This window comes from Rubripirellula lacrimiformis (assembly GCF_007741535.1).
Taxonomy (GTDB): domain Bacteria; phylum Planctomycetota; class Planctomycetia; order Pirellulales; family Pirellulaceae; genus Rubripirellula; species Rubripirellula lacrimiformis.
The window spans coordinates 5,208,859-5,229,212 of record NZ_CP036525.1; the positions used below are offsets into that span (position 1 = coordinate 5,208,859).

The window sequence follows — 20,354 nt, forward strand, 5'->3', positions numbered from 1 at the left end:
AACTATGTCTGAACTGAACATCCTACTGATCGACGACGATGTCGATTTCGCTGACGCGGCCGCCATGTCGCTGCGCAGCTTGGGCCACAACATCACCGTCACCCACAATTGGCTCTCGGTGATGCTGAAGCTAAAGGACGGCAACTTTGACGCCATCGTCGCTGACATTCAAACGCCAACCGGAAACGGTCTGACCGCAATGGGCTTCCTAAGCCAGGATCCCAAAATCAGCCAGATCCCCAAAGTCTTTGTCAGCGGACTCAACGATCCCGAAACCATCCAATCCTGCCAATCGCTGAACGCGATGTACCTTCACAAATCAGCAACCGTTTTCAACGAACTGTGCGCGACGATCACCTACATCGCAGCACAACGCGAACTCGCGTTGGCATAACCGATTCGCGAACGCAAACCGAAGTACACAAAAACATTTTGGGGCAAACCATGAATGCAAAGCCAGATTGGAATACGGCGCAAAGCGACACGCAGCCCAGCGAACTCGCAGGACCGCACACGTCACCGGGCGACGCTGGAACACACCACAATTCCCTCAACGATGGGCCGCATACGGCGATCCATTCATCCCACCAAAAGTGCAGCTATCCGGTCGACCGACCGTGGATCCTTTGCATTGACGATGACGTTGATTTTTCGAACGGCCTGAAATGGACACTGCAGTCCAGCGGGTTCGAAGTGGTCCGAGCATTCGAAGGCGAACAGGGGTATCGATTCGCATTCGACTTAGATCCGGCGGTCATCCTGCTGGACCTTGGACTTCCGAAGATTGGCGGTGAAGAGTGGCTGGCCCACCTAACTCTGCACCCCGACACGTCTCACATCCCAGTCATCATCGTCACGGCAATGAACGAACAGGGACTGCACGACCGACTGCTATCGCAGGGTGCCAAGGCCGTGTTTCAAAAACCCGTCAGCGCCATCGCACTGATTCGAAAAATCAAACAACTCTCCGGCAGCGACCAGGCACAGTAACCCGGTGGACACCGAGATCCGGGCACTGCCACCGCAGAATATCTCAGCCGACGCGTGAAACAAACGTGAAACGCAACCAAGCCGACTGCACCGAATGAATTCCATTCGGCTTGCCGGGCTTGCCGAACGGGGGTGACCGCGATGGCGGTGACAACCGGCCATAAAAAAACCCGGGCTCGCCGACAAGCGAACTCGGGTTTGATCTTAGGTTTCTTTCCGATGCTGAAACGGGACGCTCCCTAGCCTGCGACTCGCAGACGAGGTTTCGCCGATTCGCACAGGATCTCTTTCAGCCGATCGAACTCATCCGCATCGGTGAAGTGGATGGTGATCTTACCGCGGCTTCTGGCCGATGACTTGATCTCGATCTTGGTACCGAAAATCATCCGCATCTCTTGCTGCATTGCCTCGATCTGAGGCGACACGGGTCGACGCTTTTGGCGAGATGCGTTGACAACCTTTTTACCGGTGTCCTCGTCCTCTTCGTTCTTCAGCAGTTCGGCGATGTGACTTTCCGTTGCCCGCACGCTCCAGCGATCTTCCATGATCTTTCGAGCGATGTTGACTTGGATATCCTCGTCGCCGACCGGCAGCAAGGCACGGGCATGGCCCGCGCTAATTTCGCCTGCCGCCAGAAAATCCAGGATTGCCTGAGGCAACTCTAGCAGACGCATCAGGTTTGCGATCGTGCTGCGGTCGATGCTAAGTCGCCGAGCCAGATCATCTTGCTTGCACTTGTGTTCGGTGATGTACCGTTTGAACGACAGAGCCTTTTCGATCGGGTTCAGATCTTTACGCTGAAGGTTCTCGATGATCGCCAGTTCGGCAACCAAGCGATCGTCCGCTTCGCGAACCTCGGCTCGAATCTTCGACAGCCCCGCGTGGATCGTCGCACGCAAACGGCGTTCGCCACTGATCAGCTGGTACTTGCCGTCCACAATCCGAACCAACACCGGCTGAAGCTGCTGGTGGTTCTTGATGCTTTCGGCAAGCGAAGCAATTTCGTCAGCGTTGAATTCGCGTCGCGGCTGGAACGGGTTGGCTTCGATCTCGCTGACATTCAGTTCCAGCGACTCGATACCGTGCGAAGCCCCCGACGAGCCGTTCCCTGCCTCAGCACTTGGTCGTTGGAAATCATCATCCATCGAATCACCGAGTAGAGCGGCAAGTCCTTTGCCAAGTCGTCGGTCTTTATTGGTCGTTGCACTAGTCACGCTGGAGCACCTCCATGCACAGCTGGGTATAAGCGAACGCGCCGCGCGATCGCGGAGCGTATTGGAACACGGTCTGGCCGTGGCTGGGAGCTTCGCACAGCGAAACGTCCCGAGGCACGACGTTATCAAAAACGATATCGCCAAAGAAGTCTCGTACTTCTTCGTCGACCTCGTGAGTGAGTTCTAGATGCGGATCGTACATCGTCAGTAGGATGCCGCCAAAGGTCAGTCGCCCGTCGGTGGCGACCATGACCTTCTTGATGGTCTGGATCAGCTGGGTCAAACCCTCCATCGCGAAGTACTCGCATTGGATGGGCATCAGCACTTCGGTCGATGCGGTCAGGGCCGATTGCGTCAACGCACCCACACTGGGCGGACAGTCAATCAGCACAAAGTCATAGTCGTCCATCACGGCGTCCAGGTGGCGGCGGACCAGCTTGGCCTGGTCGTCGTCCGCATGTGCGAGCTTGTCGACGTCGTGGAAGGTGCGGCTACCAGGCACGACCGACAGATTCGGTTGCCGCGCTTCCATGATTCGTTCGGCTAGGTCTTCTTCGCCCACCAGGGCGTGCCCGTTGGTTGGCTGGATACCCAGCGATGTTGTGGCGTTGCACTGCGGGTCCATATCGACCAACAGCGTACGTTGTCCGGCCAAGGCCAGTGCGGCAGACAGATTGACAGACGTGGTGGTTTTGCCCACGCCCCCTTTCTGATTCACCACGCAAAGTATCCTTCCCACCGGGGATGTTCTCGATTCGGAGAAACCTGCCTTTGGCGACCACAGGACTGTGTCGCTCGATGGAATGCAAAGTACGGAAAAGGTTCCCCATGAAACAAGAGTGGTTTCACAAGAAACTGACCTTGACCTGGGCCGCGATCGCAGCACCCCCGAAAGCCGCCAATGCCATCGCGGGACGGATAGCGGATGGTCGACCAGGCAGGAACCGCCACTGGATGCCGTCTCCTCCAGATGCAAAGCAAGCTCCACTTGCCGAAGATCCGGGGAAGAGGGGAGGCAGGAGAGACGAGGGAGAAAGGCACGCAAGCTTCCTCTAGCCCCCCTCTCCCCCGCGGCAGGTGCGAGTGGAGCTCGCGACTGTCGTGGGGGAGAGGGGTTGGGGTGAGGGGGCGCAAAGGCGGCACAGGGAGACTGGCCGCAGGGCTTGGGACTACGTGTGCGGGCGGGGTGGACAGGCACGGCGTTTTGGCCCCCTCACCCCCGACCCCTCTCCCCCAGATCTTGGGCAAGCTCCACTTGCCCAAGATCCGGGGGAGAGGGGAGGCAGGAGAGACACGAGAGAATGGCAGGAGAGACAAGCGCGCAAGCTTCTTCTAGGCCCCCTCTCCCCCGCGGCAGATGCGAGTGGAGCTCGCAACTGTCGTGGGGGAGAGGGGTTGGGGTGAGGGGGCGCAAAGGCGGCACAGGGAGACTGGCCGCAGGGCTTGGGACTACGTGTGCGGGCGGGGTGGACGGGCACGGCGCTGTCGCCCCCTCACCCCCGACCCCTCTCCCCCAGATCTTAGGCAAGCTTCACTTGCCCAAGATCCGGGGGAGAGGGGAGGCAGGAGAGACACGAGAGAATGGCAGGAGAGAAAAGCACGCACGACAAGCGCGCAAGCTTCTTCTAGGCCCCCTCTCCCCCGCGGCAGGTGCGAGTGGATCTCGCAACTGTTGTGGGGGAGAGGGGAGGCAGGGGAGGCAGGAGAAAGAACGGCCAGCTCACGACGACTGGAGGCTCGGCGTGCCTGCCGGTCGGCTACTGCAATGGGTTGAATGTCAGACCGCTTAGCAGCTTGGGGTAGAAGTACGTGCTTTTCGCTGGCATGCGTTCTTTGTGCAGACTGATCGCCTCCACGTGCGCCAACGTCGCTGGCATGACTAGGGCGGCCAGCGTGTAGGGATCGTCGCCGTCGGATTCTGCTTGACTGCCCTGCCCTTGCATCCCGCCGATCACTTCGTCGACCTCGTGTACGTAGGTCGGTTTTGGATGGCCGGCCGATTCCAGCAGTTCGTCGATCACTAGTCGGTGCAGTAGGCTGACGCCTAGCGATCGCCAATCGTCACTCTTGTCCGGTTCGATCTGTGCCATCCGAACCGCGGCCTGATCCGTCGCACGGCACAGCAACCATGAATCGTCTTTGACGGCGTACAGCCCGATCAGCCCCTGGTCGTTCGACGTTTCCATCTGGCCCCAAACGGTTCCGGCAACCTGCAATCCGCCCGCCACCAGTTCACAGTCGAAGACTCCCGCCAATGCCGCCGTGATCTCTGCCGAGGAAAATCGTGGTGTCCCTCGCAGCAGACGATGCGTTGGCAACACAACCATTCCGGGGTCGCTCATCCCGACCATCATCGTCATCAAGAAATTGGCGGGGTGATCCTCTGGCAACGGACCGCCCTGCTCTGCTGCGTACTGCGCCGCGACTTGGTCCTTGTAATTGCACGAGGTCTCGTAGCGGTGATGACCATCGGCGACGAACATCGGCCGGTCCATCATCAGATCACTGACCTGCTGGATCACCTGCGGGTCGGTGACCGGCCATAGCGTATGCAGCACGCCTAAATGGTCCGTCGCCTGGACCGGCTGAATCCCCTCGGTCGCCGCATCCAACAGGTCGATGACCTGGTTCTCGGGATCCGGATACAGACCGAAGATCTGGCTATTGTTTTGTTTGGTCGCGGTCGTCAGCTTCAACCGATCGACTTTGGCTTTGGGATGCGTTTCTTCGTGCGGGTAGATATTGCCTTCGCCGAAGGGGGTTGTGCGAACACGACCCTGGAATCCTCGCCGGGTGACCGTTTGCCCGTCAACTTCGAAGGTCTGATGATAGACATAGAACGCTGGCGATTCTTCCCGCATCAACACTCCCTCGCTGATCCACTGTCGCACGAACTTGGCCGCACGATCGTAGTTGGCGTCCGGCGCATCCCCGGGTTCCGTCCGATTCAGGATCACGCGAACGACGTTGGCGGTATGCCGTTTGTAGAGCTGCTCTTGCAGCTCGGGATCGATGACGTCATACGGCGGCGCGACGACGTCCGATAGTGACCCAATGTGTTCGAGGTTGTATCGGAGTGCTGCGAATGGGACGGTTTGTGGCATGGATCTATTTTGAAGAATGTCGATATTTTGGCTAAAGTTTCCCGCGTCGGTTTCGGCCGGCCTAGCCGAAGGAGCCGAGCGGCCATCATCATAACCGCCGATCGCCTGATCATGGCTGACCAACAGCGGCACACTTTGATGCACATCCCGCGGCACTTTGGGCCCGCCCCATCGCCCGTCACGACGATCCAATCCGGCGCCCCGACGCCATTGGTTTGCCAAACACGCACCGGTTGCCGAGCGACTTAGGAACGCGGCCAACGATTGGCCATCAGCGGCACTTCCACAGCGGCGCATGAAAAAACCCGGACGCCATGGACGCCCGGGTTCTGCTCGGTTCAACGCAGCCGGTATCCGAGTACCGGCAACGTTTCGTTTGATATCAGCGGTCGCCCGCTGGGCCGATTAGTATCGGTAATGATCCGGCTTGTATGGACCTTCCACTGGCACGCCCATGTACTCGGCTTGGGTCGCGGTCAGCTTGGTCAGCTTGACGCCACAGGCATCCAGGTGCAGACGAGCGACTTCTTCGTCCAACGCCTTCGGCATCAAGTAAACCTTGACCTGGTACTTGTCGTTTTCGCGGTTTTCCCACAATTCCAACTGAGCCAACACTTGGTTGGTGAAGCTAGTGCTCATGACAAAGCTGGGGTGTCCGGTGGCACAGCCCAAGTTGACCAAACGGCCCTTGGCCAGAATGATCACGCTGCGGCCAGTGTCGGCGAACGTGTAGCGATCGACTGCACCGATTTCCGATGGCTTGATCGAGCTGGCCGTCGCCTTGCCGTCAGCAACTTGCTTTTCGATCCAAGCGACGTCGATTTCGGTGTCGAAGTGACCGATGTTGCAAAGGATCGCGTCGTTCGGCATTTCAGCGATGTGCTGGCCCAGGATGATGTCCTTGTTCCCGGTGGTGGTAACAAACAGACGACCTTCCTTGCAGGCTTCTTCCATCGTCGTGACTTCGAAACCTTCCATCGCGGCTTGCAGCGCGTTGATCGGATCGATTTCGGTAACGATCACGCGGCAGCCGTAGCTCTTCAAGCTGTGGGCACAACCCTTGCCAACGTCGCCGTAGCCACAGACCACAGCAACCTTGCCAGCCAACATCACGTCGGTCGCTCGCTTGACACCGTCGGCCAACGATTCCCGGCAACCGTATAGATTGTCGAACTTCGACTTGGTGGCCGAGTCGTTGATGTTGATCGCAGGAACCTGCAACTTGCCGGTCTTGTTCAACACGTCTAGGCGGTGGACACCGGCGGTGGTTTCTTCGCTGATGCCGTGGATCTCGGTCAACAGTTCTGGGAACCGATCGTGGACCATCGCGGTTAGGTCACCACCGTCGTCCAGGATCATGTTCAGCTTCTTGCCATCGGCAAAATGCAGAGTCTGCTCGATGCACCAATCGAACTCTTGATCCGTCATGCCCTTCCAAGCGTAGACGGGGATGCCAGCGGCTGCGATCGCAGCGGCTGCGTGATCTTGGGTGCTGAAAATATTGCAGGACGACCAGGTGACTTCGGCACCCAATTCAACCAGCGTTTCGATCAACACAGCGGTTTGAATGGTCATGTGCAAACAACCAGCGATCCGAGCGCCCTTCAGCGGCTTGCTCGGACCATACTTGGTTCGCAACGACATCAGGCCAGGCATCTCGTTCTCGGCCAGTTCGATCTCTTTACGACCGAATTCAGCCAGGCTGATGTCTTTGACCTTGTAGGGGAGTCGGTCCGTTTCGACTTGTGACACGCGTTTTCTCTCTCTTCGGGAGGGAACAAAAAAGGTTATTTCCACCCAGCTCCATGACGTGACGGACCGAACACAGGGACTCCCGCTGATTCGCACTTCGTTGCCGAGTAACCGCCATGATAGCGGTATGTCAAACGATTTATAGGGCTAAAGTCCCAACAGGCAACCCTGCCGGGACGGGAACAACCACCGATCACAGCCCAAATGGACCGACGACATGGGCCGCGCAGCACGCCCAGCCGGTCCAGTTACTGCGAATCGTTCTCAACAATGCATTGCGTCCAATCGGAAATAACGCAACAATGGGTGAGACAAATCGCAGCCACCCCACCTCACTCTCGCTGGACAAGCCTCAGGCGATGCCGGACCAACCCCACAACGCCGCCGCTGCATCGCCCTCGAACCTGAAGGCAGCACTGGAACAAGAGGCTGCCTTGGGCCAGAAAACAGTAGCGGCAACGCCGGTTCAGCAGGAAGTGAATCCGAACCACCCTGCCCTTCCCAAGATCGTCAAGTTCTCGGACTTGGCCCGCTGCGGTGACGAGATCTGGATCGAGCACGAGAACCAACTTTATCGCCTGCGGGCGACCCGCCAAAATAAATTGATCCTGACGAAATAGGCCGCGGCGGACACCCAAATCCGCAGCACGCGAGACGCAGATCGGTGGGATCGCAGACAACGGCATCTACGCCTTCCCGTCACGAAAGTCGCCAAGACTTTCGGCCAATCCCAAGCCGCACCCAAAATTCTCGGCGGGGTGTCACGAACGGGGGTGGGGGAGGCAGATTCATTTGTCGCCGGCCGTCTAGCGTTGGGAATCGATAGGGCCCGGACGCTGACGCTTTGCGAGCCCGAAAGTCTTGGCGGCTTGTCACTTTCAACGGCAATGGTGAACCGCTGGCAGTGAGGCCACGGGCAGCGGGGGGGATTCCCGGCCGCTCAGGCGATCACGGCTCACTCAATCGACCAAGTCTTGGCGACTTTTGCCACGGCTGGTGGGTGGGTCTTGCGACAGGTGACGCAGACAAACTTTCATTTTGGATCAATCGCTAGCATTGCGGTCTATCCGGACGCTTGCTGGAGAAATTGTTGGATCAGGGCGGCCGATTTGACTCCCTTGGGCGACTCGACTCCGCTTGCCGTGTCGACGCTGGCGGTCCCGCTGGTCCGGATCGCCTCGGCCACATTCTGCGGATTCAGGCCCCCCGCCAGCGTCCAACCGCTCTGGCCGTGTTGGTCGTTCCAGTCCGCCACCGATTTCCAATCCAAATATTTTCCGCTGCCGCCGTGGGCCGCCCCCGCGTCGGCATCGAACAACACATGGAACCCAGCGTCGATCCAGGGCCGTGCGGCCGATTCGATCAGGTCCACCGAAACGGGACCGACCGGCAACTTGATCGCTCGCAACCGTGGGCCGCGGACCGTGCCGGCCGCCGAAAGGGTTTCGTCGCCATGCAACTGAACCGCGTCCAGCCCGACCTGATCAACGATCTGATGAATCTGGTCTGCGGTTTCATTGACGAATACCCCGACACGCAGCAACTTGGCCGCCGCCGCAGCCTCGGACAGCAACCGTGTGGATTCGGATTGCGGATCCACAAAACGGACACTTGGCCGAAAGAAATTCAGCCCCACCGCATCGCCCCCCGCCGCTGCGACCGCATCGACATCGGACTTGAGTCGAATGCCACAAATTTTGACGCGAAACATGCAGGTCGGCCTCAGGATAGGAAAAGTTTGACTAATCCGACCATTCTCGGATCTCCGATACCAGAAGTAACGCAATCCGTTTCGCAGGGGAAGTCGCTGATGATCGCACGAAAACCATCCATGCCCCGCCGCGACAGGATGTTCGTGTTTTTGACAGCATTCCTGATCGCACTTAGCTTTCTGCCGAAACCGCCCGCTCGGCAAACGATCGAGGTTCGCGAACGCGTGATCGGCGGCCTGTCCGATTCACCACGCCTATACTCCTTGGCTCTCGGCGATCCGCGACTGGTACAAATCCGACGCCAAATCTTAAACTACGGCCATTCCAAACCGGCGGCCGCATTGGGGATGGCTCGGTGGCAGGCGGAAACAGCAGCGATCTACGCTCAACGCACCAACGAACTGGCCGTCGATCCAACCACGATCGACCGACCCACCCTGGGAAGCATCACTCCCGTGATCCCAGTCTCGTTTACCAACCAAGCGAAAACGATCGATCTGGTGGGATACTGGAACCAAGTCGACGAACAAGCCCGCGGCCACCTGCTGAAACTGGAAACGGTCTGGCGTCAACAACAGGCCACGATCGGGCCTCCACCGGTCCGACTAGGCAACGTGACTCAGCCGCTGCTGTCGGGCACAAACCTCGGATACGCCGCGTTGATAGCATTCCTAGCGATGCTGCTGATGGCCGTATGGATTCGAGTCCAACCGCCACGCAGATTGGTTGGCGCATCGGCCGAAGACATGCAAGCGATTTCAACCAAGCGGGAACAGAGCCAAGGCAAGTCTTCTTCGCAAAGCGAAAACCAACTGCCGGTGATCCTGCCTGCCGCATGGATCCGGCTACGACAACCGATCGGCGTGCACCTGCGAAAAATCGTGTACGTCGGCTTGTTCGCCACCGCCGTGGGATGCTGGACGATCTAGTAGAGGGCGTGCAGATCGATAGGTTCGCACCGAGTTTTCCCATCGCACCGAGCTTCCCTATCGCACCTACGAAGTCGCTCGCAAGTTAAGCGTCGGCTAGCAACGCGGGCCTTTGACCGACATATCGGAAAGCCGCGTAAATGGGACGAATCTCGTTTGCCAGCAAAGCAAGTCGCGACTGCGGCGTTTCATCGTCAAACCGCGGACAGCGATGTCCGAGGCACCGCAACCATCGTCGACGGACTAGTGTTTTAGCAGGCGATTGGAATCCGCCTGAGTGATCCGGCCGAAGATGTCGCGCAAGATCACTTGCTCCAGCGACGTGTCACGGCCAAGCGGGATCCAGCCCAACGTTTGCGGGCTGTCGTCATACCCGTCCGATCGACGGATGATCGTACCATCGTGACGAACCGATGCCGTTGATTCGGTCGAGTACTGGCTGCGATCGGTGTCTTCGAGGTCCTTTTGGACAATGACTTCGATCGAGTACGCCGCGCCGCGGGGACGGACAACCACAGTGGCGCGTCGGCGGATCGACTGGAGCGTGCTTTGCAGTCGTTCGAAGCCGGAAGTGCTGTCTTTTCTCCACGGCTCTAGCAGCGAGGCACCGATCTGGTAGGACGTTTCGATCGTTCCGTCCAGGATCACTCCGTCCGAGTTCTGAACGGGCTGTTCGCGAACGATGCGGAAATAGTCGTCCACCGAATCAACCACCTGCGACCACACGAAGTCGTCTTTCGCAGGAGGCAGTTCCAGCGGATTGGGGACAAAGGTTTCCGGCACATCGTTCTTCAAGCGATACGCCAACTGGCCGCATCCGGTGACCGTCAACAGCAAGGCCGCCAACGTCGATGACGCCATCCCCACGCTTCCGATTCCGCTAACACCGAGCGCAAACCGCAGAAAACCGCGTCGGTTCGTCTTTCCGGATTGGGATTCTCTGATCATGGACGGTCGAGATAGCTGGACGGTAGAGCCGATGAAAGTTGCCGTGGTCTGCGAGATCGATCTCTATTGCAAACGCGATACGCTGGTGGGAAGCGGGTTGGCACCCGGTGTATCGTCGGGGAACAACGACCAAACGGGAATCCGCTTGTGCATCGCTTCCATGACTTCGACTTGCGACTGCTGAATTTTTTCCGCGCGGATCTTTTCGCGAATTTCGTCCTGCACCTTGCTAAGCGGTGTCACGCCCGCCTCCTCACGTTCCAACACACGGACGATGTGCAACCCATCGGTATCCTTGATGATCTCGCTCATCTCGTTCAACGGAATCGAAAAGATCTGCTGATCCAAGGCCGACGACGCCAATGATCCCTTCGTGGTCCAGTCATGCAGACCACCTTTGCTAGCGAAAGGTTCTTGGCTCTTTTCACGAGCAACGGCTTGCATGTTTCCACCAAAGTAGGCTTCGCGGCCCATCGCTTCGATCGCCTGGCGAGCCTCTTCGGCGGTCGCAAACCGATCGAACAGGACGGACATCTGTTCCCACCGAGCACGGGTTGGGTTCAGAAATTCGTCGCGATTGACTTGGTAGTAGTCGTTGATTTCCGAGATAGAAACTTTCGGTTCGCGATCGACTTTGTCACGGATATAGAGGTGCCCCAGCATCATGTCGACAAATTCGCGTTGTTGGGACGCCAGCGACGTTCCTTTTTCGCGTAGCTTTTCGTCCAGCACGTTTCGGTCGGTCGTTTCGTACTGTTTCATCAAGTCAGGCAACTGCGACTCGTGGAACATCATTCGGGCGCGAGAGGTGAGTTTCGCATCGGCCTGGGCGCGTTTGTCGGCGGCTTCGGTTCCCATTTGGTCGATCAGGAACGCTTCTCGCATCATTTTGTTTTGGATCGACTGGGCCAACAGTCCACGAACCAGATTGACTTTGGCGATTTCCAACTGAGCTTCAGGGATTTCCTGACCTGCTCGCTTGGTCACCTCGGCAATTTTGGCTTCGACTTTCGGAAGCAGATCAGCGAGCAAGATTCGCTGCTGTCCAACGACTGCGATCAGCGCAGCGGGGTCTTCGGGCAACCGGACACTCGGTCTTTGGCCATCGGAAAACGGCTGAGCCGAGACGGCGGCGGCGAACCAAAGGCAGGGTAGCAATGTTAGGAGACGCGGTATCATTCCGAGCCCTACGTGATGGCGTATCGTGAATTATCGAATGGATCGGTATCGCTTGTAGGGCGTTTCACGACCGTTTGGCAAGACCGATGTTAGAACGTGCGAATCGAATCATCGGTCGATCCCGTGATGGACTCTTCTTGACGGGGCGCCCGCCGGGCAGGTAATCACGCGACTATGTTCGCATCACGTGTTCCCATCGCTTTCGCACTGCTGTTCCTATCCGGATGCCGGATGGGCGCGCCGGTGCACCTATGGAAGCCACCATCGCTAGAGTCGACTGTCGGCAAACGGGTCGCGGTCGCCGAAGTTCTAGGGCCGAAAGAAATCGCCGGTCCGGTCCGACGCAAAATGTTGGCGTTGGCGCCGTCCGACGCTGGTCGCCAGATCGAAGCCTTGGCCCCCGAGTCGTTGGCACAGCACGAGACGATCCGCTTGGTATCCGGCACCGACGAAGTCAACGATCTAGCGTTGGCCTCGGTCGCCAGACAAGAGGACGTGGATTATGTGCTTCGCGGCCAAGTCCTGTCGCGGCGTAGTCACCAAGAAGACCAGGACGAATTCGACTCCGCCGCCCCCTTGGCGGTATCTTGGCGATTGATGTCTGTCGCCGATGGACGTCACGCCGGTGGTCGCCCCGTCGTCGTTGATCTCGAGACAGCTCGGAAAGACTATCCCGAACTAGCATTGATCGCTGACCCCGCCGAGGCGCTTGCGACGGCGGCAGCGCGAGAAGCCTATCGGTTGGTCGCTCCTTCGGTCGTTCGCGAACGTGTCCAGATCGAAATCCCCTACCTATGGGCTGGCAGCAAAGAAGTACGGCGAGGCAACCTACTGGCTCGCAACGGAAAATGGGGCGAAGCTGAACAGGTATGGCAGAAGGTTTTCGACCAGCACCCCACACAGACCGCGGCGCTACACAACCTAGCGATCGCTGCGGCCGCGGCACAGGACTTCTCGCTCGCCAAAGAACGCATCCGAAGAGTCATTCGGCGGCAACCCACACCGCTGCACAAACAGTCCATGGCCTGGATTGAACAGCAGCAACGGAAGTACCACCAAGCGTTCGATCTGCCCGATCCACCCGAAGGCTGGTTCGTCACACGCTAGCCAGCACTGGCCCCCATCGCCCCCATCGCCGCAGACGAACAGCAAGTCAAATTCGGACCGCACATCGCCCCCCATCGTTTAACCGCGTGGGCATCGCCCCGTGCGTCCACCCACCAAACGCGCGGCCCGGTGGGCACGCGGTCAAACGACTGACTCGGCTCGACCGCATATCGACCGCATATCGACCGCACATCGACCGCACATCGTTTAACCGCGTGGGCATCGCCCCGTGCGTCCACCCACCAAACCACCAAACCCATTGGCCACGCGATTTGACGAGCGTGCAAGAACCAAGTATCAAAAAGGATCGTTTAGCCGCGCGGCAACGCCCCGCGCGTCCACCCTGCATCGCGCGGCCCTTTGGGCCCGTGGGGCAAACGGTTCTAGCTGGGAGGAGCGTGATGGTTCATGGATACCATGTTGTGTTTGGGACTTATGGATTTTGGCTTCCTAACGACCAACGCGGCTCTTGGTCCAACTTCATTGCGGTCTGGGAGCTGCGACTTCAGGGACCAACGACGAAAGGAACGGAGCGACAACAGCTAACGGACGAACAGCAGCGATGGCAGCAGTCGACAAAGCTGAAACTGCAGTACCCCGAGGTCCATCTGGATGGGCAGCAGGCGCTGGCAATCGGGTGCGGTTTCAAGAACGCAATCCACAAAAGCAAGTTCACCATCTGGGCATGCTCGATCCTGCCACAACACGTGCATTTGGTAATCGCCCGCCACCGCTTCAAGGTCGAGTACATCGCAGGATTGCTGAAGGGCGAAGCAACCAAAAAGCTAAACCAGCAAAAGTGTCATCCGCTTGCCGGTTACAAAACCAAGGAGAATGAGACACCGACTCCATGGACGGCAAGGTGCTATCGCGGCTTCCTGGAATCGGAACAGGAAATTGAAGATGCAATGTCCTACGTGATTGAGAATCCAATCAAAGAAGGAAAGAGAAGACAAAAGTGGAGCTTCGTCACACCATTCGTAGGGCTGGATCCCGGGTGGAACACCTACCAATGACAGATGCATGGAGCGGCGAGGGGAAACGCGCGGCCCGGTGGTAGACGCGAGGGGACAGCGCATCAATCCACATCGACGCGCGTCGTTTAACCGCGTGGGCAACGCCCCGTGCGTCCACCCACCAAACGCGCGGCCCGATGGGCACGCGGTTAAACGACTGGACCGCACGTCCACCCACCAGTACGCGCGGCCCGATGGGCACGCGGCTAAACGACAGACTCGGCTGGCCCCCAAATCCACACCCATCGTTTAACCGCGTGGGCATCGCCCCGTGCGTCCACCCACCAAACGCGCGGCCCGATGGGTACGCGGTGAAACGACAGACTCAGCTGGCCCCCAAATCCACCCCCATCGTTTAACCGCGTGGGCAACGCCCCGTGCGTCCATCCACGCAAACGCGCGGCCCGATGGGCACGCGGTTAAACGACAGACTCGGCTGGCCCCCAAATCCACACCCATCGTTTAACCGCGTGGGCAACGCCCCGTGCGTCCACCCACCCAGACGCGCGGCCCGATGGGCACGCGGTTAAACGACTGGACCGCACGTCCACCCACCAGTACGCGCGGGCCGATGGGCACGCGGTTAAACGACTGACAGGGCTCGACCGTGCGTCCATCCACCAATACGCGCGGCCCGATGGGCACGCGGTTAAACGACAGACTGGGCATCGCCCCGCACGTCCGTCCACCAAACGCGCGGCCCGATGGGCACGCGGCTAAACGACTGGACCTCGCGTCCACCCACCAGTACGCGCGGCCCGGTGGGCTCGCGGTGACACCGACAGACACCGACAGATACCGGCGATGCGAGTGGACGGCGCTTCGGCGCGTGTCGCCTGGTCGCACGGGCACGCGGAGAGAGATCGACGCTATTGGGATTCGCCGTGGATGCTGTCTAGCATTCCTTGGACGCGGGCTTCGATCTGGGTCGTGATCTCGGTGGTTTGACCTTTGACTTTTTTGTCACCGATCACTTCGACGGCTTCGCCGAACATCACCTTCACTTTGCGGCGGGCCTTGATTGATGCTGTTGGTTCCTTCAACACGTCTTCCTCGAACTTGTCAATCGTCTCGGCCACTCGCTCGATCGATGGTTTGTCACCCACGTAGTCACCGGGGTAGCTGAACGACTGAACCACCAGAAACAGGTCCTCCAGATCGTCGTCCAAGCGTGACCTATCAGCATCGACGAGTTCATCGGCGGAACGTTTTTCGATGATGGCTTTGCGAGCGGCTTTGACACGTTCGGGGATCGACTTGTTGCCGCACGCCAGTTCATGCCTAGCTTCGACAGCATCCAACACAAAATCACCAAACGCACGAATTCGCTCGGGCAATCGACCTGATTTCGTTTCTCCGTAGTATTCCAGTTCTTTGACCGCCAACAGGGCCTCGGCAAATCGATAGATTCGTTCTTCTAACGAACGGTTGGTCTGCCGACGCCAGAAGATCGACTCTTCCAAACGCCCCATCGTTTCGGTCAGAGCGGGTGTGGGGTCATCGACGTATCGGTACGAGATTGCACAGGGGATGCACACGATCGGGCGATCCGACTTTCGGGCCGCGGCGACAGCGATCGCAGCTGCACCCTCGCGAAACGGCGTCACCCGGTCGCTGCAGTGATAGATCTCGCCTTCGGGAAAGATCACCAGCGGATGTGGTTCCTGTTGCAACAGCCCGCTTGCCAATTTGAACGCACCGATGTCGTTAGCTTCGCGGTCCACGCTAAAACAGCCGTGCTTTCGAAGCAGCCACTGAACCAGACGCGACTTTTCATGAAACACGTGCCAGGTGGCCATCAATAGCAGCGGTGTCCCGATCAGGTCCGCCGCGGCATAGATAACATACGGATCGGCGTGCGACGAATGGTTGGGCATCAGCATGACGCCGTGCCCGGCGTCCAAATGTCGGCGGACGATGTCGTCCCCACTGACTTCGAAGTCGGCGATACAAACCTCGCGATTGCACTGCTGGGTGCGGAGCGATTTCAGCCAGCGCACCAGAGTCGGACTCAGCGATGGCTTCCAAACGTGCGGCGCGAAACGCATCCGGTAACGATTCATCTGCTCGCCTCGTTCAGTCTTTTAGGAAACGATCGAAATGGCGATCTGTTCTTGATCTGCCGCGATCGTGTTGGCTACTGCGTGTTTTGATTTCGCAGCGCGATCAGCAACGCCTGAGTACCGCTCTTGCTATGCCCTGCTGCGGCCAGGTCTTGGTACATCCGATGAGCCATTGCCAGCCCCGGCAGTTCCAGTCCCATCCGCGCGGCTTCATCCAGTGCGATGCCCATGTCCTTGATGAAGTGTTCCACATAAAAACCGGGTGCGAAGTCGCCAGCGATCATACGCGGTGCCAAGTTGGAAAGCGACCAACTACCTGCTGCCCCGCTGCTGACACTCTGCAGAACCTTTTCCAGGTCCAGTCCTACTCGCTCGGCATACAGCAGTGCTTCACAAACGGCCACCATGCCCGCGGCGATCAACGTTTGGTTGACCATTTTGGTGTGCTGTCCCGATCCGGCCGGTCCCTGGTGGACGATCGTCTTGCCCATTCGCTGCAACAATGGATCAACGGCCGCAACCGCGTCGGCTTCGCCACCGACCATGATCGACAATCCGGCATTGCGAGCGCCCAGGTCCCCACCGCTGACGGGCGCGTCGATCGCGTGCACCCCGTGTCGGGCAGCTTGTTCCGCAATCTGGATCGCCAACGACGGTTTGCTAGTCGTCATGTCCACGATGATCGATCCGGGACTGGCCCCGGCAAGGACGCCATCGTCGCCCAAGATCACCGATTCGACATCAGACGGAAAACCGACGATCGTGAAGATCACATCACTGGCCTCAGCGACCAATCGAGGCGAATCAACGCGAACGGCACCTTTGCTGACCAAGTCATCAGCTTTGGCCGGCGATCGATTGAACACTGCCGCGGCATAGCCGGCATCGATCAGGTGACCACACATACTGCGCCCCATCACGCCTGTGCCAATCCAGCCAATGCGAGTGGACGGGGTGACCTTTACCGGCGTCGGAAGCTGAGTCATGGCTATTCAATATGGGGAAAGTATCGCGAAGCTGCGTCGAAATGGTGGCCAGCTGCCCCATGACGTTTAGGCGGCCACCAACGGGCGTTCGCCAAGCGGGATAGGCGTGACCCATTCTGGCAATGGCTGACCAACGTGGCAAAGTCCGATCACCAGCGCGTCGTCGCGATTCGCAGTATTGCGTTGGCGACCATCCAACGAGCTTGCCGTTGCCGATCTGGGACGCCCGATCGACGAAGTCAGTTCGATCGAATGATCTGCGCTGCATCGTTTGCGGAGCATGCGTGTGATCCGTTTGGCGTCCTGCATCGCCATTGTATCACTGATCATCGCCATGATCCCGGTTTCGGTCCGCAACCAGTCAATTCGAACCGTCCGCCCCGACCGCTGCGCCAGCACAGCGACGAATTGCTGATAGAAAGCCGGTCGAAACGACAAATACTTGGGAGTCACCAATACCGGCGTGGTATCGCCGGAACGACAAATTTCGACGATTCGGTTTGCCAAAGGTTCTAGCGACATGTTTTACGGCGTGATCAGATGGCGGTTTGATAAGCGGGGCGGCGATCAAAATCACCGCGTCCTAAACGTCCCGAGGAACGTTAACTGCCGGTTCGCATACGCGAGAGCATGGATTGGAAATCGATGGTGACGCTTCGCGGTGCACCTTCCGATTTCGAACCAGGATCGGTTCGTGTCAGATCCATTTCGTCTTCGATCACCAGCATATCGCTGTCATCATGCGCCAGTCGCAGACCACCATCGAAACTTTGCTGATCATCGTATCCCAATGGTTGACAGTGGTTTGTCGGCGCCGCGGCGCCACGGTCGTCGCTGTCCCAATCGATGTCTTGCGACGCATTGATGTCGTGACCACCGTCGTCAAACGAAGGGCTTTCCAAGCTCAATACTTCTGGACGCTCTGCAACAGGTTCCGGCATGATCATCACCGAATCGTCGTAGCTAGACATTCCGATGATCTCTTGATGCAACATCGCTTCCAAGTTTGTGGTCGATCGAACGCCCGACATCGGCACGGGTTCGGAAACAGCGGCCGGCTGATGCACCGATTTCGCTGCCTCGGACGTGGCCGCTGCGGGTGCCGCTGCGGGGATGTGGGCAGCAGGCACCGACGGAGCCGTTGCTTCCATTTCAACGCTGCAGGCGTGGTCGACGGATCGGCCGGCTAGGTCGTCGTTGGAACACCCGTCACCGAACGACGCGTTGTGTGCGGACGCGGCGACAGCATTCAGGTCGACGTCTTCTTCGATTTCAAAGTCACCAAACAAGGCGGCAGGCAGCGGAGTGGTCCGAAGCAGTGCTGCGGCATCGCATTCATCCGGCTCGGATTCCAAGGTCGCGTCGGCCCCAGCATCGGATTCGTCTACCCACATCGCGGTCGCCGGTTCCACGCGAATATCATCCACCTCGCCGCCGGGTTCTTCCCAATTGCAGTCGTCGGATTCATCGGATGAATCGCATGGCACCGGTTGGGCCGGCTGGCTTGATTCCAAACTGCTAAGTTCGCCGAATTCGATCGGTGACCCGGCGTTGGCCGATTTCAAGGCCGGTTCTTCGATCATCGGGCTAGGCAATTGTTGCAGCGTTGCCCAAGCGCGATCGACAACCGCTTCGGTGATCACCGATTCGTCAGATTCCTCGGCGCAATCGATCGCTTGCGTCATCATTTGGTTGACCAAACGAGGCACACCGCTGGCGGCATGATGGATCGCCGCAATCGCTTCGTCACTGATGGTTTGATCCGGTTCGGCACCACAGTGGCGAATGGTTTCTTGGATATAGCAGCGTGTTTCTTGGCTGTTCATCGGATGCAGATAGCATCGCGTCGACACGCGTTGGACAAACGATTCCAACGATGGATCAATCAGGACTTCGTCCAGTTTCATGCCACCGCAAACCACGGCCGTCACACGTGGCTGACCCGATCGCATGATGTTGGTGACCATCCGGATCGATTCAAGCACTTCGCGAGCGAGCGACTGTGCTTCGTCGACGACGATCAGCAGTCCTCGGTCGGACGCATCGGGCCCACAAACGCGATCGACCAAGGCCAGATGCAGATCGTTGTCGGGTGTGCGAGCGTATTCGCAGCCAAGGTGATGCAGCAGATGGCGCAAGAACGCAGCCCGATCTTCGATCGTTGTATCGCCAAGCACCACGACGTCGTGCGTCTTTTGATAGCGTTTGACCAACAGGTTGCAGATCAGCGACTTGCCAGTTCCGGGAGGGCCGATCACCAACGAAATGGCTTCCTGGGCGTCGATGCTGCGACCGACTCGAGTCACCGCGTCTTCGATACTGCCCAGTGCCACGTAACGGCTAACGCTTGGAAATGCCGGAAACGGTGGAACGTTGTATGTGCTGTTGGAAGATTGCATGGAATGGCCCGCGAACGTTTGGGGGAGGTCGTTGTGGTGTGCAGCGCCGATAGACCGCTACGATCGGTATAATCGGCACAATCTGCCACGACCTTGAGAGCGACTGTGTCAAAAACGGCGAGCACTCGAATTTGTCCCGCTCAGGTAGACCGGTGTTCGGTGCCAATCCATCAGCGGTTCGATGGCCCAGCGGGCCTGTTCCGGCCCCCCTTGGGACGTCCAGGCCAAGCCGTCGCAGGCCACCGCGATGCCAGCATGCGGGCGTGAAACAGGCATCGCAGCGTTGATAAAAATCAGCCACGACGGCCAGACCGGATAACCCGCACTTCTTGCCGCCAGAACCCGAAACGGTGCCATCAGTCTTTTTTCAGAGCTAACGTCCCGGCATGCCTGGGTCGATACCGTCCACTGCTCGGCGATCGGGCAGTCGGTGCTGGATCGCGACAGAGGCCATCAAACTTCCTTCCTAGTGACCACCCCCAAAAGGAATTTTATGATCGGTTTAACGCCACGTAAGATCGACTTCACGACCCTGTGCGAGAACATCGAACGGCGACTTTGCGACCTCGGCCACCTGGTCCCCAATCAGTTCCCGATGACTCAGCGCGAAGTCGTGCGAGCCGGAAAGACTGTCGGCGTTTACTTCTGTGTGCACGGCCCGCGAAGTGTCAAGTTGACGGCGATTTGCGACTTCAACAAGAAACAAGTGATCTTCTACGGCAGCGACGGTATCCGACGCGAATCGATGCCAGTCGCCGTCCAAGCACCCGTGAAGGTTGCCAACAGCAAACCCGCCAAGGCCGCGGCTAAAGATGAAGCCCAAACCGTGTTGGCCTGAGGATTGGATCACGGGATCCGGCCAAGACAAGAGAGCCGGTGAACGAGTGGCCGTTGAATGAACGGCCAGTGAATGAACGGCCAGTGAATGAACGGCCAGTGAATGAAGACCCAGTGC

Annotated in this window: 19 protein-coding genes; 7 read left to right on the top strand and 12 right to left on the bottom strand. The window is 58.6% G+C overall.

Annotated elements, in window-relative coordinates; genetic code table 11:
- Positions 1-4 precede the first annotated feature (4 nt).
- Positions 5-394, top strand: coding sequence for a response regulator (locus K227x_RS18375; RefSeq protein WP_218933353.1), 390 nt, complete (start codon positions 5-7; stop codon positions 392-394).
- Positions 395-444: 50 nt separating this feature from the next.
- Positions 445-990: a response regulator gene (locus K227x_RS18380; RefSeq protein ID WP_145171777.1), complete on the top strand. Its 546-nt coding sequence runs from the start codon at positions 445-447 to the stop codon at positions 988-990.
- Between the two features lie 239 nt (positions 991-1,229).
- Here the strand turns inward: K227x_RS18380 and K227x_RS18385 are convergent, their stop codons facing one another.
- From K227x_RS18385 to ahcY, 4 genes are all read right to left on the bottom strand, one after another.
- A complete protein-coding gene (locus K227x_RS18385) occupies positions 1,230-2,204 on the bottom strand; it encodes a ParB/RepB/Spo0J family partition protein (RefSeq protein WP_391540382.1) in 975 nt (324 codons plus the stop codon).
- A complete protein-coding gene (locus K227x_RS18390; protein ID WP_145171779.1) occupies positions 2,197-2,943 on the bottom strand; it encodes a ParA family protein in 747 nt (248 codons plus the stop codon). Before K227x_RS18390 ends, K227x_RS18385 begins: the two co-directional genes overlap by 8 nt.
- 1,018 nt (positions 2,944-3,961) lie before the next feature.
- Positions 3,962-5,650: a DUF1015 domain-containing protein gene (locus tag K227x_RS18395; protein WP_246145906.1), complete on the bottom strand. Its 1,689-nt coding sequence runs from the start codon at positions 5,648-5,650 to the stop codon at positions 3,962-3,964.
- Positions 5,651-5,713: 63 nt separating this feature from the next.
- Positions 5,714-7,060 carry an adenosylhomocysteinase gene (gene ahcY / locus K227x_RS18400; RefSeq protein WP_145171781.1) on the bottom strand — a complete coding sequence of 449 codons (1,347 nt, stop codon included), beginning with the start codon at positions 7,058-7,060 and terminating at the stop codon, positions 5,714-5,716.
- Between the two features lie 302 nt (positions 7,061-7,362).
- Between ahcY and hemP the strand changes: the two genes are divergently transcribed.
- A complete protein-coding gene (gene hemP / locus K227x_RS18405; protein ID WP_246145907.1) occupies positions 7,363-7,680 on the top strand; it encodes a hemin uptake protein HemP in 318 nt (105 codons plus the stop codon).
- A 443-nt stretch (positions 7,681-8,123) separates the two neighbouring features.
- On the opposite strand, the gene K227x_RS18410 is transcribed toward hemP, so the two are convergent.
- Complete coding sequence (locus K227x_RS18410; protein WP_218933354.1) at positions 8,124-8,771, bottom strand: phosphoribosylanthranilate isomerase; 648 nt, start codon at positions 8,769-8,771, stop codon at positions 8,124-8,126.
- 120 nt (positions 8,772-8,891) lie between these two features.
- Between K227x_RS18410 and K227x_RS18415 the strand changes: the two genes are divergently transcribed.
- Positions 8,892-9,701 (top strand): hypothetical protein, encoded by an 810-nt coding sequence (locus K227x_RS18415; protein ID WP_145171783.1) that lies wholly within the window; start codon positions 8,892-8,894, stop codon positions 9,699-9,701.
- A gap of 243 nt (positions 9,702-9,944) precedes the next feature.
- On the opposite strand, the gene K227x_RS18420 is transcribed toward K227x_RS18415, so the two are convergent.
- Together K227x_RS18420 and K227x_RS18425 are read right to left on the bottom strand one after the other, a co-directional pair.
- Positions 9,945-10,649: a hypothetical protein gene (locus K227x_RS18420; protein WP_315854315.1), complete on the bottom strand. Its 705-nt coding sequence runs from the start codon at positions 10,647-10,649 to the stop codon at positions 9,945-9,947.
- A 63-nt stretch (positions 10,650-10,712) separates the two neighbouring features.
- The gene (locus K227x_RS18425) at positions 10,713-11,732 is read right to left on the bottom strand and encodes a peptidylprolyl isomerase (protein ID WP_246145908.1); all 1,020 of its coding nucleotides are present in this window, start codon (positions 11,730-11,732) and stop codon (positions 10,713-10,715) included.
- A 270-nt stretch (positions 11,733-12,002) separates the two neighbouring features.
- On the opposite strand from K227x_RS18425, the gene K227x_RS18430 reads away from it, so the two are divergent.
- A complete protein-coding gene (locus K227x_RS18430) occupies positions 12,003-12,935 on the top strand; it encodes a tetratricopeptide repeat protein (RefSeq protein ID WP_145171787.1) in 933 nt (310 codons plus the stop codon).
- A 401-nt stretch (positions 12,936-13,336) separates the two neighbouring features.
- Positions 13,337-13,951, top strand: coding sequence for a transposase (locus K227x_RS18435; RefSeq protein ID WP_145171789.1), 615 nt, complete (start codon positions 13,337-13,339; stop codon positions 13,949-13,951).
- A gap of 869 nt (positions 13,952-14,820) precedes the next feature.
- Here K227x_RS18435 and K227x_RS18440 read toward each other — a convergent pair.
- The 5 genes from K227x_RS18440 to K227x_RS30675 all read right to left on the bottom strand — a co-directional run bounded on the left by K227x_RS18440 (position 14,821) and on the right by K227x_RS30675 (position 19,675).
- Positions 14,821-16,014 (bottom strand): 1-acyl-sn-glycerol-3-phosphate acyltransferase, encoded by a 1,194-nt coding sequence (locus tag K227x_RS18440; protein ID WP_145171791.1) that lies wholly within the window; start codon positions 16,012-16,014, stop codon positions 14,821-14,823.
- Positions 16,015-16,088: 74 nt separating this feature from the next.
- Positions 16,089-17,000: an NAD(P)-dependent oxidoreductase gene (locus K227x_RS18445; RefSeq protein ID WP_145171793.1), complete on the bottom strand. Its 912-nt coding sequence runs from the start codon at positions 16,998-17,000 to the stop codon at positions 16,089-16,091.
- 66 nt (positions 17,001-17,066) lie between these two features.
- Positions 17,067-17,522, bottom strand: a complete 456-nt coding sequence (locus K227x_RS18450; RefSeq protein WP_145171795.1) for a hypothetical protein — start codon at positions 17,520-17,522, stop codon at positions 17,067-17,069.
- 80 nt (positions 17,523-17,602) lie between these two features.
- Positions 17,603-19,399, bottom strand: a complete 1,797-nt coding sequence (locus K227x_RS18455; protein WP_145171797.1) for an ExeA family protein — start codon at positions 19,397-19,399, stop codon at positions 17,603-17,605.
- 108 nt (positions 19,400-19,507) lie between these two features.
- Complete coding sequence (locus K227x_RS30675; RefSeq protein WP_218933355.1) at positions 19,508-19,675, bottom strand: hypothetical protein; 168 nt, start codon at positions 19,673-19,675, stop codon at positions 19,508-19,510.
- A 217-nt stretch (positions 19,676-19,892) separates the two neighbouring features.
- Here K227x_RS30675 and K227x_RS18460 point away from each other — a divergent pair, with 217 nt between their 5' ends.
- Complete coding sequence (locus K227x_RS18460; protein WP_246145909.1) at positions 19,893-20,237, top strand: hypothetical protein; 345 nt, start codon at positions 19,893-19,895, stop codon at positions 20,235-20,237.
- Positions 20,238-20,354: the final 117 nt, after the last annotated feature.